Below are 16,212 nucleotides of genomic sequence, written 5' to 3' on the forward strand. Positions count from 1 at the left end.
AGGGATCAGTCATCAATCGCGGCGTGGATCAATGTCTTGACCTCGCGCCGCACGGGATAGGTGGAAGAGGGCATCAGCTGGGTCATGAAGACCATGCAGATTTCCTCGACCGGATCGACGAAGAAGCCGGTCGAGAACATGCCGCCCCAGTAAAAATCGCCCGCCGAGCCGGGAATGCCCGCGCGCGCCGGATCGAGCGTCACCGCAAAGCCGAGCCCGAAGCCGACGCCGGCATTTTCATCCTCGCTGAACACGCCGACGCTGTGCTCTGTCAGGTCGCCGCCGCCGACAAGGTGGTTCGACGTCATCAGGTCGAGCGTCTTGCGGCTGATGATGCGCGTGCCTTCCAGCTTGCCGCCGCCGAGCAGCATCAGGCAGAAACGGTGATAGTCGGCGAGCGTTGAAGCCAGCCCGCCGCCCCCCGAATGGAAGCTCCGGTCCTTTGCCCAGCGGCTGCGCTTGCCTTCGTCGAAACCCTGCATCTTGTCGCTCGGGTGAAAGGCGTAAGCGTCGGTCAGCCGGTGCTGCTGGTCGGCGGGCACCTTGAAGCCGGTGTCGACCATGCCGAGCGGGCCGAAAATGCGCTCCTGCAACACCTGCGCAAATGGTTTGCCCTCGATCCGCTCGATCACCGCGCCGAGCACGTCGGTCGCCATCGAATAATTCCAGTGCGCGCCGGGGTCGAACTGGAGCGGGATTTTGGCGAGCGCGGCGATGAAGCTGTCCATCGTATAATCGGCGTCGAAGTCGTCGATGCGCGCCTTGCGATACGCCGCATCGACCGGCGTGCGTTCCTGGAAACCATAGGTCAACCCCGACGTATGGCGCAGCAAATCGACCATGCGGATCGGCGACGCGGGCGGCCGAGTCACAAAGGGCACATTGCCGCCGCCCGCGACAAAAACGCCGGTATCTTTGAACTCGGGGCAGAATTTCACGAGCGGATCGCCGAGCGCGACCTTGCCCTCCTCGACCAGCATCATGAAGGCGACGCTGGTGATCGGCTTGGTCATGCTCGCGATACGAAAGATCGCGTCCTCTTTCAGCGGCTCGCCGGGCCGCGCTTCGCCGATGCACGAACGATGCGCAATCTCGCCGCGCCGCGACACCAAAGTCGCCGCGTGCGGCAGCCGGCCGGCGCCGACATATTTGGCCTCAAGAAAGGCGGGAATGCGGTCAAGCCGGGCCGTATCGAAACCGTGAACCATATCTATCCTGTCAATGCGATGTCTGGCCAAGCAGCTGGCGCGTTACCGGATGCGAACTGGTGAGGCCGCCGTCAACCGCGATCGCCTGTCCGTTGACATAGCTTGCCTGATCGCTGGCCAGGAACAGCGCGACATTGGCCAACTCCTCGGGCTGAGCGGCGCGCTTCAGCGGGTTGAGCTGGCCCAGCTTGTGCGTAACATCCTTGGCGCGCGCATAATCGAAGGTCGGCTTGGTCATCCCCGTTTCGGTGAGGCCGGGACAGATGGCGTTGACGCGCACGCCGCTGGTGGTCAGTTGCTGCGCGGCGACCTTGGCGAGGTTGATGACCCCCGCCTTCGACGCCGAATAGGCGCCGGGACCGGCGCCCGAATTGAGCCCGGCGACGCTCGCGGTCAGCACGATCGCGCCGCCGCGGCCCTGGTCGACCATCGCTTTACCAGCATGTTTCACCATCAGCGCGGGGCCAATCAGGTTGACGCGCAGCGTTTCGGCCCAGGCGGCGGGATCGAAATCGAAAATGCCGCCCATGTCGCCGATGATCCCGGCGTTGGCGAAAGCAACGTCGAGGCCGCCGAAGCGCTCCTTCGCGGCGGCGACGAGCGCCGCCACATCGGTTTCGATCCCCGCGTCAATCTCCATCGCGACCGCATCGCCCCCGGCGTCCTTCACCAGTTGCGCCGTTTCATGCACCGCCGCCGTCTTGTCGCCGAGCACCAGCTTCGCGCCTTCGGCGGCGAAGCGCAGCGCGCTCGCCCGGCCGATGCCCGATCCCGCGCCGGTGATGATCGCAACCTTGCCGTCCAATGCGCCCATCATGCGCCTCCCGAAATCGTGGCACCGCCATCGCACACGATGGTCTGGCCGGTGGTGAATGCCCCCGCCTTGCTGGCGAGGAAGACCGCGGCGCCCGCGATCTCGTGCGGCTCGCCGATCCGCTTCAGGGTCGAGGCGGCGGTCGAGCGCCGCAGATTCTCCTCATTTTCCCACAAGGCGCGCGCCATGTCGGTGCGGATAAGGCCCGGCGCGATGCAGTTGACGCGCACGCCACGCGGCCCGAACTCGACCGAAAAATTGCGCGCGACCTGCATGTCGGCGGCCTTTGAAATCCCGTAAGCGCCGATGATCGGCGATCCTTTCAGGCCCCCGATCGAGCTGATGATGATGATCGACCCGTCGCCGCGTTCGAGCATTTCGGGTGCGACCATCGAAATCAGCCAGTGGTTCGACAGGATATTATTGTCCATGATCTTGCGGAACTGTTCGTCGCTGATCCCGAGGCCGGGACCATAATAGGGGTTCGACGCGGCATTGCAGACCAGCGTGGTGATCCTGCCGAAGGCCGCGCGCGTTTCGTTGACGAGATTCTGAAGATCGTCCTTCGACGAAATGTTCGCGGCGACCGCAATCGCCGTGCCTTTGCCGAACCGCGCGTTGATGTCGGCCGCGGTCGCGTCGCACGCATGCTGCTTGCGGCTGGAAATCACGACCTTTGCACCCTGTTCGGCCATTGCTTCTGCCGTCGCCTTGCCGATGCCGCGCGACGATCCGGTGATCAGCGCGACCTGGCCGGTCATGTCGAACAGGCTCATGCGCCCGCCTTTCGTGCAAATTCCCACGCGCGCGCCGCCAGCGGCTGCACGCGCTCCGACATCGCCTTGGCATGGGCGGAGGAAGCGGTGCCGTCGATGACGCGCTTCTTGATGCCCTGCATGATCCCGGCGAGGCGAAAGAAATTATAGGCGAAATACCAGTTCATGTCGGGCACGCCCTCGCGCCCCGTGGCGGTGCAATAACGTTCGACCATTTCGTCGAGTTCGGGGATGCCGAGCGTTTTCCGGTCGAGGTCCATCACCCCGGATCGCCCGCCATTTTCCGTGACCCACGCCATCGCGACATAGGTGAAATCGGCGAGCGGATCACCCAGCGTCGACAATTCCCAGTCGAGCACCGCGAGCACGTCCGGCCGGTCGTGGGCAAAGATCATATTGTCGATGCGATAATCGCCATGAACGACGCTGGTGCGGGTCTGTTCGGGCAGGCTGGCGGGCAGAAAGGCGATCAGCCGTTCCATCTCGTCCATCGTCTCGGTTTCGGCGAGCTTGTACTGCTTGGTCCAGCGGTCAACCTGGCGCCCGAAATAATTGCCCGGCTTGCCGAAATCCGCCAGGCCCGCCGCCTCGACATCGACCTTGTGCAGCGCCGCGAGCGTGTCGATCATCGCTTCATAGGTCGCGCGGCGGTTCTCCGCCGTCGATCCGGGCATCGACCCGTCCCAGATCGTGTGGCCATCGACCATGGACATGACATAGAACCAGCTGCCGATGACATCGTCATCGGTGCAAAGCCCGTATTGGCGCGCAACGGGAAAGCCCATCTTATACAGGCCCGCCTGCACCTTATATTCGCGGTCGACCGCATGCGCCGAGGGGAGCAGCGGGCCGAAGGGCTTGCGGCGCAGCACATAATTGCCCGACGGCGCGCTGATCTTGTAGGTCGGGTTCGATTGGCCGCCGGCGAATTTGCTTTGCGTCAGCGGGCCTTGGAAACCCTCGACATTTGCTTCCATCCACCGGGTCAGCTTTGCTTCGTCGAGCAGGTCCGCGCCCTCGGGCGCGACGGTGCCGCTAAAGGCCTTCTGGGCGTCAAGCGTCACTGGTCGAATACGACCACCGACCGTGCGGCGTCGCCCTTCTTCATCTTGTCGAACCCTTCGTTGATGCGATCGAGCGGGATCGTCTCGGCGACGATCGAGTCGAGGTCGAGCAGCCCGCGCAGATAGAAATCGACCAGCCGGGGAATGTCGACCGGGAAGCGGTTGCCGCCCATGATCGCGCCCTGCAATTTCTTGCCCGACAAGAGGTCCATCGCACCCAGCCCGACCTTTTCGGAAAGCGGCATCATTCCCAGGATCGTCGCGGTGCCGCCGCGACGCAGCGACGCGACCGCGAGGTTCGCCGAGGCGGGACGTCCGACCGCCTCGATCGCATGATCAACCCCGCCCTTGCTGAGCTCGATGATCTGCGTTGCCGCATCGTCGGCGAGCGCATCGACGACATCGGTGGCGCCCAGCTTCCTGGCCAGCTCGCGTTTTTCCGGCACCGGATCGGCGGCGATGATGCGCCCTGCACCCGCAATTTTCGCGGCGTTGATCGTGGCGAGCCCCACGCCGCCGCAACCCACCACCGCGACCGTCTCGCCCGGCGTCACCTTGCAGGCGTTGAAGATCGTTCCCGCGCCCGTCGTCACCGCGCATCCGATCACCGCTGCGCGGTCGAGCGGCATGTCGGGGTCGATCGCGACGCACGCATGTTCGTGGACCAGCATCGTCTCTGAAAAGGCCGACAGGTTGAGCATCTGATTGACCGGCGATCCGTCGGGGCGCGTGATGCGCGGTGCCGACCCGGCGGGTCGCCGGGTGTCGCCGCCCATGCACAGCGACATGCGGCCCGTGACGCAGAACTCGCAATGGCCGCAAAAGGCGCTGAGGCAAGTGATGACCGCGTCGCCGACCTTCACCGTTCGCACTTCGCTGCCGACCGCCTCGACGATGCCCGCCGCCTCATGGCCCGGAATAGCGGGCAGGGGGTGCGGATAGGCGCCGTCGATGAAATGCAGGTCCGAATGGCACAGCCCGCACGCGGCGGTGCGGATGCGCACCTCGTGCGGGCCTGGCCTGTCGACGACGATGTCCTCGATGACGAGCGGTTTGCCCGGTTCGATCAGGATCGCGGCTTTGGTCATTTATTGCTCCGTATCATTCCCCTCCCGCAAGCGGGAGGGAAGCATGTTTACCGCGAAACCCCGATGTCGCCCGACGAGAAACCGGGGTCGGCCGCAGGCGAATGTTTCGCGAACTCGATCCGCGCGATCGCACGCGCATGGACTTCATCGGGGCCGTCGGCGATGCGCAAGGTGCGCTGGTGCGCATAGGCCCTGGCCAGCCCGAAATCCTCGCTGACGCCGCCCGCGCCATGCGCCTGGATCGCGTCGTCGATGATTTGCAGCGCCATGTTCGGCGCCTGCACCTTGATCATCGCGATCTCCGCCGCCGCCGATTTGTTGCCGATCTTGTCCATCATGTCGGCCGCCTTGAGACAAAGGAGGCGTGTCATCTCGATATCGATGCGCGCGCGCGCGATCCGCTGTTCCCAGATGCTGTGTTCGGCGATCGTCTTGCCGAATGCGACGCGCGACTGGAGCCGCTTGCACATTTTCTCCAGCGCTTCCTCGGCGACGCCGATCGTGCGCATACAGTGATGGATGCGGCCCGGCCCAAGGCGCCCCTGCGCGATCTCGAACCCGCGGCCCTCGCCAAGCAGCATCGCTTCCTCGGCATTGACGCGCACGTCCTTCAGTTCGATTTCCATATGACCGTGCGGCGCATCGTCATAGCCGAAGACGGGCAGGTGGCGCTTGATGGTGATTCCCGGCGCGTCGAGCGGCACGACGAGCATCGACTGCTGCTGGTGGCGCTTGGCGCCGAAATCGGTCTTGCCCATGACGATTGCCACCGAGCAACGCGGATCGCCAGCGCCCGACGACCACCATTTGGTGCCGTTGATGACATAATCGTCGCCGTCGCGCTCGATCCGCGTCTCGATATTCGTCGCATCGGACGATGCGACCGCGGGTTCGGTCATCAGGAAGGCCGAGCGGATTTCGCCGTTCATCAGCGGTTTCAGCCATTTGTCCTTCTGCGCGCGCGTGCCGTAACGGTGGAACACTTCCATATTGCCGGTGTCGGGCGCCGAGCAGTTGAACACCTCGCTTGCAAAGCCGATGCGCCCCATCTCCTCGGCGCACAGCGCATATTCGAGGTTGGTGAGGCCAGGCCCCTCGAACTCGAACGTCTCGTCGACATGATGATGCGCGGCGCTGCGCGGCGGCATGAACAGGTTCCAGATGCCCGCGGCCTTCGCCTCGGCCTTCAGATCCTCGACGATCTGGATCACCTTCCAGCGGTCGCCCTGCGCATCCTGCTCATAATAGGTCGGCACCGCTGGGCGGACCTTTCGCTCGATGAACTCGCGCACGCGGCCCTGCCAGTGCTTCTGTCGTTCGGTGAGATCGAAATCCATGCGACGCGTCCTTTCCCTTTACGTTCACGTAAACCCTTGGACCGATTCGGCGGCCTTGCCAAGTCCTGCGGTCCGAAAATTACCTCATCTGGTCACGCCGCGCAGTTTTCTCTTACGGATGCGCGCCGCTCGCATCGGGCTCGGCGCGCGCTGCATCGCTCAATATCGCGAGCCGCGCTTCATGGTCGGCACGCGAGATCGGGAATCGGCGCATCACGATCAGCCCCAGCGTGCCGATGATCAGGATCGCGAGCGCATAGCCGAGCGCAAGATTGCCGAGCACGTCCGCGCCGACCTCGCCCGGCTTCGCATTCGCCGGAAAGGCTGCGAGCGACAGGATCAGCCCCGCGGCGAAGATGCCGATGCCCGTCGCGCATTTCTGCATAAAGAAATAGCCGGCGAAGAACAGGCCTTCGGACCGCCGCCCGGTCTCGCTCTGCGACGCTTCGACGACATCGGCCATCATCGACGACGACAGGATCATCAGGATGATCGAAAATGTATTGCTGACGAACACCAGCGCGAACATCGTCGGCACGCTGGGCTTGCCCGGCAGGCCGGGGAACACGCCCTGGATATAGGCGAAATAGATGCCGCTGTTGACGAGCAGCGCGACCGCGCCGGCAAAAATCGCGCCGTCGCGCTTGCCGAGCCGTGCCGAAATCGGCCCGACCAGAATGAACGCCGCGACCATCGTGGCAAAGAGCAGGAAGACATAAGCGACCATCTCGCCCTGCGTGAACTGCCAGAAAAAGCCGAGCAGATAATTGTTCAATGAAAAGGTGATGCCCTGATTGACAAAACCGAACAGCGCCGCGAACACCAGCCACAGAAAGGCGCGGTTCGACAGCGTATCGCGCATTTCGCCGAGCACCCGGCGCAGCGTCGTCCTGGGTTTGACGTCGGAAAGGTTCGACACCGCGATGCGCTTGTGCTGCCCCGCCGCGGACAGCATCACCGCCCCCGTCATCAGCAGCGCGCCGGTCAGCGCATAGGGGAAATAGCCATCGGGATCGACAAGCCCCTTCGCGCCGCCGAAAAAGACGCCGTAGGCGAGCAGCAGGATCAGCAGCCCGCCGCCCCAGCCGAACAGGAAACGGTATCGCATCACCGCGGTGCGCTCGTCATAATCGGCGGTCAGTTCGGGGACGATCGCGACCGATGGCACTTCGCACATCGACACGAGCGAACGCACGATAATCGCGAAACCGATCAGCCAGGCGACCGTCATCGTGTCGCTCATTTCGGGCGGGTTCCACAGCAGCATCCACATGATCGCCAGCGGAATCGGCGCACCATAGAGCCAGGGCAGGCGGCGGCCCCAGCGGCTGCGCGTGCGGTCGGTCAGTTCGCCGATCACCGGATCGACAAAGGCGTCGGCGATCAGCGCGACCATGATCGCCAGCCCGACAATTCCCGCGTCCAGCCCGATCACCTGATTATAGAAGAGCAGCAGGAAGGTCGAAAAGCCATTGTCCTTGACGCCATAGGCTATGCTGCCGAGCCCGTGTGTGACCTTCAGCCAGACCGGCAGGCGCTCGGGACGCGGGACCGCGGCCGTCGCCGCGCTCACGCTGCGGCTCCGGCCCTGGCCGCTTCCTCCATCGCCACCAGCGCGTCGAACATCCCCGGCGTTTCCTTGTCCCACGCATGGCGCTGACCGATCGTCAGCCCGCCGTCGACGAGCAGGTGAGTGCCCGTCATGAAGCTCGACTCGTCGCTGGCAAGATAGGCGACGGCGTTGGCGATATCTTCGGGCTGGCCGCCGCGCGCGACCGGCTGGGCCCTGGCGCTCATCTCGGCGATCACAGCATTGGCCTGCGCCTTGAGTTCACTGGGCACATCGAGCGACGCGGTGAAGATATTGGTGTTGATGAAACCGGGGCAGATCGCGTTCACCCGGATGCCATATTGGGCCAGATCGGTCGCCGCGACCTTGCTGAGGTGCAGCACGCCCGCCTTTGCCACCGCATAGGCGATCGGCGAATAGCCCGCGCCGAGCGCCGCGACGCTCGCCGTGTTGACGATCGACGCGCCCTGGCGCCCCTTCATATGCGGCGCGGCATAGCGGATGCCCATGGCGACCGATTTCAGCACCAGGTCCATCGTCCGGTCCCAGCCCTCGGGCGTGATCTCGTCGATCGGCGCGCGATCGCCGCCTGCGGCGGCATTGTTGAAGACGATGTCGATGCCGCCGCCTTTCGCCGCGGCGGCGTTCATCAGCGCCTCGATGTCCGAAGGCACGGTGACGTCGCAGCGGATGAAGTCGATCCTGCCGTTCGACGTTTCGGCCAGCGCGCGCCCGCCCGCTTCGTCGATGTCGGCGGCAAAGACATGCGCGCCCTCTCCCGCCAGTTTCAGCACCGCTGCCTTGCCGATGCCCGACGCTGCGCCCGTGACGACGGCCATCTTGCCCGCGAATCGCATCACCCATCCTCCCGTTTTCTTTTGCTACTCAGCTTAGGCGCGCGGGAAGCCGCGTCAACGCTGGCCTGTCCGACGTTACGGCGCCGTAACGTCAAGCGCGGCGCGCCAAGTTGACGCTTGCGTAAAGCAGCGAAGCGGACGTAGATTCGCCGCAGAGAAGAGGAGCCGAAAAGGATGAGCGAACTGGACGCTTTCCGCACCGAGGTGCGCGAATGGCTGGAGGCGAATTGCCCCCCCGAGATGCGCGAGCCCGTGCGCGACGAGGACGATATCTGCTGGGGCGGGCGCAAATGGGTGTTCAAGAATGACGCCCAGAAGGCGTGGCTCGAAGCCTGCGTATCGAAGGGTTATACCGTCCCCGACTGGCCGAAAGCCTATGGCGGCGCCGGGCTGACCCCCGAACAGACCAAGATCCTCAAACAGGAAATGAAGCGCATCAAGGCGCGCTCGCCGCTCGACAGCTTCGGCATCTGGATGCTCGGCCCCGCGCTGCTCAAGTTCGGCACCGAGGAGCAGAAAGTTCATTATCTGAACCAGATCGCGCGCGGCGAAATCCGCTGGTGCCAGGGCTATAGCGAACCCGGATCGGGCAGCGACCTCGTCAGCTTGCAGACTTTCGGCGAGGACAAGGGCGATCATTGGGTCGTCAACGGGTCGAAAATCTGGACGAGCTACGCCGACAAGGCCGACTGGATCTTCTGCCTCGTTCGCACCGACAAGGCGAACAAATATCAGGGAATCACCTTCATGCTCTTCGACATGGAGAGCCCCGGCGTCACCACCAAGCCGATCCTTCTCATCTCCGGCAATTCGCCCTTCTGCGAAACCTTTTTCGACGATGTGAAGGTGCCGAAGGATCAATTCGTCGGCGAGGTGAACCGCGGCTGGGACGTCGCCAAATATCTGCTCGGCCACGAACGCGAGATGATCTCGGGCGGCGGCGCGGGCGGCGACATGGTCAGCGTCGGCGCGCTGTTTGCGAAGTCGCTTGGCCTCAACGCGGCGGGCGAGCTCGACGACCCGATCCTGCGCGCCGAAATGGCGGCATTCGACACCGACGTCTTTGCCTATCGGGCGATGGGCGAACGCTTCATGGACATGTGGAAGACCGGCCGCGCGCATCCTGCGTCGTCGAACATGATGAAATATGTCGGCACCGAGCTTAACAAGCGCCGCCACGAGCTTGTCATGGCGGGCGGCGGCAGCGACGCGCTTGAATGGGACAGCGAAGAGTCGAAGGGCGGCGCGCGCGCGCGCAGCTGGCTCCGCACCAAGGCCAATTCGATCGAAGGCGGGACGAGCGAAGTCATGCTCAACGTCATCGCCAAGCGTATCCTCGACCTGCCCGGAGCCTGACCCATGCCTTTGTATCACAATGACGACCAGGCGATGCTCAAGGACAGCGTCGCGCCTTTCGTCGCCGAACAGGCGCCGGTGTCGCACCTGCGCCACCTGCGCGACAGTGCCGATGCCACCGGCTTCTCGCGCGACCTGTGGGCGCAGTTCACCGAAATGGGCCTGCCCGGAATGCTTGTTCCCGAGGCGCATGGCGGGCTCGGCATGGGGCATATGGAGGCGGGCATCGTGCTCGAGGAAATCGGCCGCAACCTGACCCCGTCGCCGTTTCTGTCCACCAGCGTCGGCGCGGTCGCCGCGCTGGCAAAGGCGGGCGGCACGCAGGCGGGCCGCTGGCTTCCGGCGATTGCCAGCGGTGAAGCGATCGTCGCTCTCGCGATCGACGAGGGCGCCAAGCACCGCCCCGACCGCATCGCCACCACCGCGACGCGCGCCGGTAACGGCTTTCGGCTGGACGGCAGAAAAAGCTTCGTCCTCCATGGCCATGTCGCCGACATGAGCATCGTCGCGGCCAGGACCGACGGCGGCATCACGCTGTTCGCGGTGCCGAAAGATGCGAGGGGCCTCACCGCCGACCCGCGCCGTCTCGTCGACTCGTCGCTCGCAAGCCACGTCACGCTCGACGGCGTCGAAGTCGATGCCGACGCGGTGATCGGCGAAGTCGATGCGGGCGGGGCGATCCTCGATGCCTTGCTCGCCGCAACGCGCACCGGCGCCGCCGCGGAAATGGTCGGCGTCGGGCAGGGGGCGATGGACATGACGGTCGCCTACCTCAAGGAACGCAAGCAGTTCGGGCGGCTGATCGGCGAGTTTCAGGGGCTCCAGCACCGCGCCGCGCATCTTTATGGCGAGATGGAAGTCGCACGCGCCGCGGTGATGAAGGCGCAGCAGCTTTTGGACGAGGGTAGCGACGGCGCGAAGCTGATGGTCTCGGTCGCCAAGGCCAAGGCCGGGCGCGCCGCCAATCTTGCGGTGCGCGAGGGCGTGCAGATGCACGGCGGCATCGGCATGACCGACGAATATGACATCGGCCTTTACATGAAACGCGATCGCGCCTTGGCGGAATATATGGGCGATGTGCATTATCACATTGACCAGGTCGCGCGGATGAACGGCTATTGATCGGGATGACGCCCTCTCCTTCAGCGGGGGCAGCGAGACTTGCGAACCTGTTTGCCGGTCGTGGCGGGTTGGGGACATCGGCCTTTGCGCTGCGCCGCGGACCCCCACCCCAATCCCTCCCCTGAAGGGGAGGGGCTTTCAAGAGGAGCCTAACCAATGAACCTCCAGGACATGTTTGGCCTCGACGGGCGCATCGCGCTTGTCACCGGCGGCTCGCGCGGCATCGGCAAGATGATCGTCGAGGGCTATCTCGCCGCAGGATGCGCGCGCATCTATATCTCGGCGCGCAAGACGGCGCAGATCGAGGAAGCCGTCGCCGATTTCGACACGCGCTATCCGGGCAAGGTCATCGGCCTTCCCGTCGACCTGTCGACCGTCGAAGGCTGTCGCGCGCTCGCCAAGGAACTCGAAGCGCGCGAGGAACGGCTCGACATCCTCGTCAACAACGCCGGCGCGGCGTGGGGCGAACCCTTCGAGGGCTTTCCCGAAGCGGGCTGGGACAAGGTGATGGACATCAACGTCAAATCGCCCTTCTTCCTGACGCAGGCGCTGCACGGGCTGCTCAAGGCGGGCGGTTCGCACGAACGCCCCGCCAAGGTGATCAACATCGGCTCGATCGACGGCATGCGCCTCAACCCTTGGGAAACCTACAGCTATCACGCGTCGAAAGCCGCAATCCTCTATCTCACCAAGCGCCTCGCCGCGCGGCTTGTCAGCGATCATATCCTGGTCACTGCGATCGCCCCCGGCGCCTTCCAGTCGGATATGAACAAGGCCGCGCGCGACCATGGCGACGTGGTCGCGAAGAGCATTCCGGTCAAGCGCATCGGCGTGCCGGAAGACATGGCGGGCGCCGCGATCTTCCTCGCGTCGAAAGCGGGCGACTATGTCGTCGGCGACACGATCACGGTCGATGGCGGCCTCGTCCACGGCGACCTGAAGACCAGCATCGACGCCTGATCGGCCATCTTCGTCACTCCGGGCCTGATCCGGCATTCACGACCGCGACGTCCGGATGCATCCGGGATCAGGTCCGGGATGAGAATGGCGGCGACATTGACTCGGAACTCGCCAAGGTGTATTATTCAACTAATGCACCAAGGAGAGTCTCCATGCGTCTTGCCTTCCTCATTCCCCCGATGATGCTCCTCGCCGCCTGCGGCGCGGAGGACACAAAGGCCGACGACGGCCCCCAGGTTTCGATCAATGCCGGCGGCGAGGGCGGCGTGAAGATCCGGACCGGCGCGGATGGAAGCAAGATCAGCATCGGCGGCGGCGACGCCGCGGTGAACATCGACGTCCCCGACCTTGTCGACCTCGACATCGAAAGCGATTTCGACATCGACGGCGTGAAACTCTATCCGGGCAGCAAGGTGACGCGGGTCGACATCGACGCGAACGATCGCAAGGGCGCCGACACCGCGGTCGTAAAGCTTGGCTTCACCGCCCCCGCCGCGCCCAGGGTCGCCGCCGACTGGATGGCGGGCGAATTTGCGAAAAAGGGAATCAAGGTCAGGCGCAGCGGCGACACGCTGACGGGCCGGGCGAAAGACGGCGATGATTTCACGATCCGCTTTGCCCCCGACGGCAAGGCGTCGAAGGGCGAGGTGCGGATCAGCAAGGGCTGACTCCCTTCATAGCCGAGAAATGAGGTGACATGCCGGCCCCGATCCCCGTCCCCCGTCGAGGGGGGAGGGGATTCCGATTACCCGCTGTTCCGAAGCGCCGTTGCGATTGCGTTGATCGTCAGCTGGATACCTTCGGCGATGCGCGGGTCGGTTTCGCCTGCGCGGTGGCGCTTCATCAGTTCGATCTGAAGCAGATTGAGCGGCTCGATATAGGGCAGGCGCAGCCGGATCGACGCCTCCAGCGCCGGGTTCTTTTCAAGCAGCCGCGTCTGGCCCGTAATATCGAGCAGGGCGTCGTGCGCGCGGTTCCATCCGTCCTTGATCCGCCCAAAGATCATGTCGTGACCGTCGACGTGCGCCGCCAGCCCGGCGTAGCGCGCCGCAATCCCCATGTCCGATTTGGCGAGCACCATCTCCATATTGCCGAGCAGCGCGGCGAAGAAGGGCCAGCTTGCCGCCATGTCCGCCAGCAGCGCCTTGTCGTCAAAGGCAGCGAATGCCTCGCCGGTTCCGTACCAGCCGGGCAGCATCGTGCGCGCCTGCGCCCAGCTGAACACCCACGGGATCGCGCGCAGATCCTCGATCGCGCTCGATTTGGTGCGGCTTGACGGTCGCGAGCCGATCTTGAGCGTCGCAATCTCGGCGATGGGGGTCATCGCGCGGAAAAAATCCTTGAAGGTCGGCGTGTCGTAAACCAGCCCGCGATAGGCGGCGAAGGCGGTGTCCGACAGCGCATCCATCGCCGCGGTAAAGCGCGGCGCGTCTTTCGCGCCCATTGCCTCGGGTTCGAGGCTCGCGAGCAGGCTTGCCGACACCATCGCTTCCAGATTGGTCGCCGCGCTGTCGATCGTGCCATATTTCGCCGCGATCACCTCGCCCTGTTCGGTGATGCGGATGCGTCCCTGCACCGTGCCCGCGGGCTGTGCGCGGATCGCGGCAAAGGCGCTGCCGCCGCCGCGCCCGACCGCGCCGCCGCGGCCATGGAACAGCTGCATTGCGATATCGGCTTCCTCGAATACCGGGGTCAGCGCCGCCGATGCCTGATGCAGTCCCCAGGTCGAGGTCAGATAACCGCCGTCCTTGTTCGAATCCGAATAGCCGATCATCACTTCCTGATGCCCGCGTGCCGCGACATGCCGTGCAATTTCGGGCAGCGCGAAATAGGCCGCCATGATCGCGGGCGCGTCGCCCAGGTCGGCGATCGTCTCGAACAGCGGCACGACCATCAGATTGTCGTGGCTTTCGGCCGACCACAGCCCGGCCTCGCGCGCCAGCACATGGACTTCGAGCAGATCGGACAGGCTTTCGGCCTTGCTGATGATCCACTGGACGATTGCGTCATTGCCCAGTCTCTTGCGCACGTCCGCCGCCGCGTGGATGATCGCGAGTTCGCCTGCGGTCTCGTCGCTCCACGCGTGCCATGGCGCGGCGAGCGGCCGGTTGACGCCAAGTTCGCGGCGCAGCAAGGCGACGCGCGCCGCCTCGTCCAGCGCCAGATAATCGGCTTCGACCCCCGACACCGCGAGCAGCTCGGCAAGCACGCGCTCGTGGACCGCGCTGTTCTGCCGCATGTCGAGCGTCGCGAGGTGGAATCCGAACACCTCGACCGCGCGGATCAGCCGTCCCAGTGCGCCGATGCCCGCGAGCTGCCCCTTGCCGCTTGCCGACAGGCCGTTCGCGATGGTGACGAGGTCGCGGCGAAACTCGGCGGGCGCGGCATAGGGCTCGCCCTTCAGCGCGCCGGGACGCGGCGGCGCCCCGCCCGTGATCGCGGCATAAGTCGCCGACAGCCGCGCATAAATCCCCGACAGCGCCCGGCGATAGGGTTCGTCGCTGCGGCTCGGTGCGGTATCGCCGCTCGCCTCGGCCAGCGCCTCGACCGCTTGCGGAACCGGCGCCAGGTTCGACGATACCGACAGTTCGGCGCCGAGCGCGTGAACCTGATCGATATAATGGCCGATCACCGCCGCGGCATTGCGGCTGGTCGCCATGCACAGCGTCTCGGCAGTGACGAAGGGATTGCCGTCGCGGTCGCCGCCGATCCAGCTGCCGACGCGCAGGAAGCTCGCGGGGCGCTGCCCCAGTTCCTTTTCCCAACGCGCATACAGCTTGGGCACCACGGGCAGGAAAATGTCGCGCAAATAGGTGAGCGCATTGTCGATCTCGTCGGCGACGAACAATTTCTGCGTGCGCAGCGGGCGCGTTTGCCAGAGCAGCACCACCTGCCGCCGGATCGCGTCCTCGATCACATCGCCTTCGGGTGTTTCGGCAAGCCCCGCGTCGCGCATCCGCATCAGTTCGGCGATGCGATTCTTGTGGTCGAGCATCGACTTGCGGCGCACCTCGGTCGGGTGCGCGGTCAGCACCGGCGCGATCAGTGCCGCGTTCAGCAGCGCCGCGATCGCTTCGCTGTCGATCCCGTTGCCCTTCAGTGTCTCCAGCGCTGCCGCCACCGTCGCCTCGGGCTCTGCGGCGACGCCCTGTCGATCCTCGGCCAGATTGGCGAGCATCGAAAACAGCATGAAGCCGCGCACGAAGGCGATGGTGTCGTCGAGACTGAGCGCGTCGAGGCCCGGGTCGATCGCCTCCGCCCCCGCGATCCCGCGATGCCGGTCGACGCTCGACGAACGGATGTATTCGGTCTGGCGGAATAATTTATCGCCGCCATAGGCGCGGATGACGTCGCCGAGAATCCGCCCCAGATAGCGGATGTCGGGATTTTGCGAAATCTGGATCGGTGGGCCCATGCGCCGCTTGCTGCACCTGCGAAGGTGCAGGGTCAAGCCGCGCATAGCTATGCGCGGGTTAGATCAATGCGTCTTGACCAGCATCAATGTTCCCAAATCGATCGCGCGGCGTCCATCGAACGTAACAGAATTACGCGTGTCGGTAATGAACATCAGCTTGCCCGACGCGTCGGTGATGCGCGCCGACACGGCATAGCTGTGGCGCGGATCGAGCAGGCGCTGGTCGACGGTCAGCGAAAAGGCAAAGGGCACCTGGCGGCCGTCGGCGGTGAACGCCTGCTGCGCAATCGTCTTTGACGGCGCGTCCATCAGGCTGACGTCGGCGAGCGTGACTTCGACCTGTGCGGTCGGCGGCAATGCCACGCGTTCGCGATAGGTGATGCTGCCGGTAACCGACACGGGCTGCTCTGCCGGCGGGATCGTCGCGCAGGCGGCGAGCGAGAAGGCGGAAAGTCCGAAAAGCACCGCACGAACCATGTTCAGTCTCCTGGCAACCGTCCCCAGGGGCAAAGGATTACAGCGTGCAAGCCGGAGATGGAAGACAGCGTTCGACGGGAAACGGCCATAACCCACCACAAAGCCGTTCCCCTTCCGGCGAGTTAGCGTCCGCGCTCGTGGTGTAATTTCCGGTGTAGGCGATGGTGT

The 16,212-nt window shown here is 64.8% G+C and carries 14 protein-coding genes; 4 read left to right on the forward strand and 10 right to left on the reverse strand.

Annotation, left to right across the window (positions count from 1 at the left end):
- Positions 1-5 precede the first annotated feature (5 nt).
- The 8 genes from HUW43_RS06350 to HUW43_RS06385 all read right to left on the reverse strand — a co-directional run bounded on the left by HUW43_RS06350 (position 6) and on the right by HUW43_RS06385 (position 8,714).
- Positions 6-1,208 (reverse strand): serine hydrolase domain-containing protein, encoded by a 1,203-nt coding sequence (locus tag HUW43_RS06350; RefSeq protein WP_188236585.1) that lies wholly within the window; start codon positions 1,206-1,208, stop codon positions 6-8.
- 10 nt (positions 1,209-1,218) lie between these two features.
- Positions 1,219-2,022, reverse strand: a complete 804-nt coding sequence (locus tag HUW43_RS06355; RefSeq protein WP_188236610.1) for an SDR family NAD(P)-dependent oxidoreductase — start codon at positions 2,020-2,022, stop codon at positions 1,219-1,221.
- Positions 2,022-2,798, reverse strand: coding sequence for an SDR family NAD(P)-dependent oxidoreductase (locus HUW43_RS06360; RefSeq protein WP_188236586.1), 777 nt, complete (start codon positions 2,796-2,798; stop codon positions 2,022-2,024). Before HUW43_RS06360 ends, HUW43_RS06355 begins: the two co-directional genes overlap by 1 nt.
- On the reverse strand, positions 2,795-3,862 hold the full coding sequence (locus HUW43_RS06365) for a phosphotransferase family protein (RefSeq protein ID WP_188236587.1): 1,068 nt from the start codon (positions 3,860-3,862) through the stop codon (positions 2,795-2,797). The genes HUW43_RS06360 and HUW43_RS06365 overlap by 4 nt, the downstream gene beginning before the upstream one ends.
- Complete coding sequence (locus tag HUW43_RS06370) at positions 3,859-4,950, reverse strand: Zn-dependent alcohol dehydrogenase (protein ID WP_188236588.1); 1,092 nt, start codon at positions 4,948-4,950, stop codon at positions 3,859-3,861. The genes HUW43_RS06365 and HUW43_RS06370 overlap by 4 nt, the downstream gene beginning before the upstream one ends.
- A 47-nt stretch (positions 4,951-4,997) precedes the next feature.
- On the reverse strand, positions 4,998-6,287 hold the full coding sequence (locus tag HUW43_RS06375; protein ID WP_188236589.1) for an acyl-CoA dehydrogenase family protein: 1,290 nt from the start codon (positions 6,285-6,287) through the stop codon (positions 4,998-5,000).
- Positions 6,288-6,399: 112 nt separating this feature from the next.
- Positions 6,400-7,860 (reverse strand): MFS transporter, encoded by a 1,461-nt coding sequence (locus HUW43_RS06380; RefSeq protein ID WP_188236590.1) that lies wholly within the window; start codon positions 7,858-7,860, stop codon positions 6,400-6,402.
- Positions 7,857-8,714, reverse strand: coding sequence for an SDR family NAD(P)-dependent oxidoreductase (locus HUW43_RS06385; RefSeq protein WP_188236611.1), 858 nt, complete (start codon positions 8,712-8,714; stop codon positions 7,857-7,859). Before HUW43_RS06385 ends, HUW43_RS06380 begins: the two co-directional genes overlap by 4 nt.
- 174 nt (positions 8,715-8,888) lie before the next feature.
- Between HUW43_RS06385 and HUW43_RS06390 the strand changes: the two genes are divergently transcribed.
- The 4 genes from HUW43_RS06390 to HUW43_RS06405 all read left to right on the forward strand — a co-directional run bounded on the left by HUW43_RS06390 (position 8,889) and on the right by HUW43_RS06405 (position 12,820).
- Positions 8,889-10,070: an acyl-CoA dehydrogenase family protein gene (locus tag HUW43_RS06390; protein ID WP_188236591.1), complete on the forward strand. Its 1,182-nt coding sequence runs from the start codon at positions 8,889-8,891 to the stop codon at positions 10,068-10,070.
- Between the two features lie 3 nt (positions 10,071-10,073).
- Positions 10,074-11,192, forward strand: a complete 1,119-nt coding sequence (locus HUW43_RS06395; RefSeq protein ID WP_188236592.1) for an acyl-CoA dehydrogenase family protein — start codon at positions 10,074-10,076, stop codon at positions 11,190-11,192.
- Between the two features lie 156 nt (positions 11,193-11,348).
- Entirely contained in the window at positions 11,349-12,152 is an 804-nt protein-coding gene (locus tag HUW43_RS06400; protein WP_188236593.1) for an SDR family oxidoreductase, read from the forward strand.
- Between the two features lie 152 nt (positions 12,153-12,304).
- Positions 12,305-12,820: a hypothetical protein gene (locus tag HUW43_RS06405; RefSeq protein ID WP_188236594.1), complete on the forward strand. Its 516-nt coding sequence runs from the start codon at positions 12,305-12,307 to the stop codon at positions 12,818-12,820.
- A 77-nt stretch (positions 12,821-12,897) separates the two neighbouring features.
- Here HUW43_RS06405 and ppc read toward each other — a convergent pair whose 3' ends face one another.
- The gene (gene ppc, locus HUW43_RS06410; RefSeq protein ID WP_188236595.1) at positions 12,898-15,567 is read right to left on the reverse strand and encodes a phosphoenolpyruvate carboxylase; all 2,670 of its coding nucleotides are present in this window, start codon (positions 15,565-15,567) and stop codon (positions 12,898-12,900) included.
- Positions 15,568-15,630: 63 nt separating this feature from the next.
- A complete protein-coding gene (locus tag HUW43_RS06415; protein WP_188236596.1) occupies positions 15,631-16,044 on the reverse strand; it encodes a YbaY family lipoprotein in 414 nt (137 codons plus the stop codon).
- Between the last annotated feature and the right edge of the window lie 168 nt (positions 16,045-16,212).

The sequence above is a fragment of the Sphingopyxis sp. LK2115 genome, assembly GCF_014595975.1.
GTDB lineage: Bacteria > Pseudomonadota > Alphaproteobacteria > Sphingomonadales > Sphingomonadaceae > Sphingopyxis.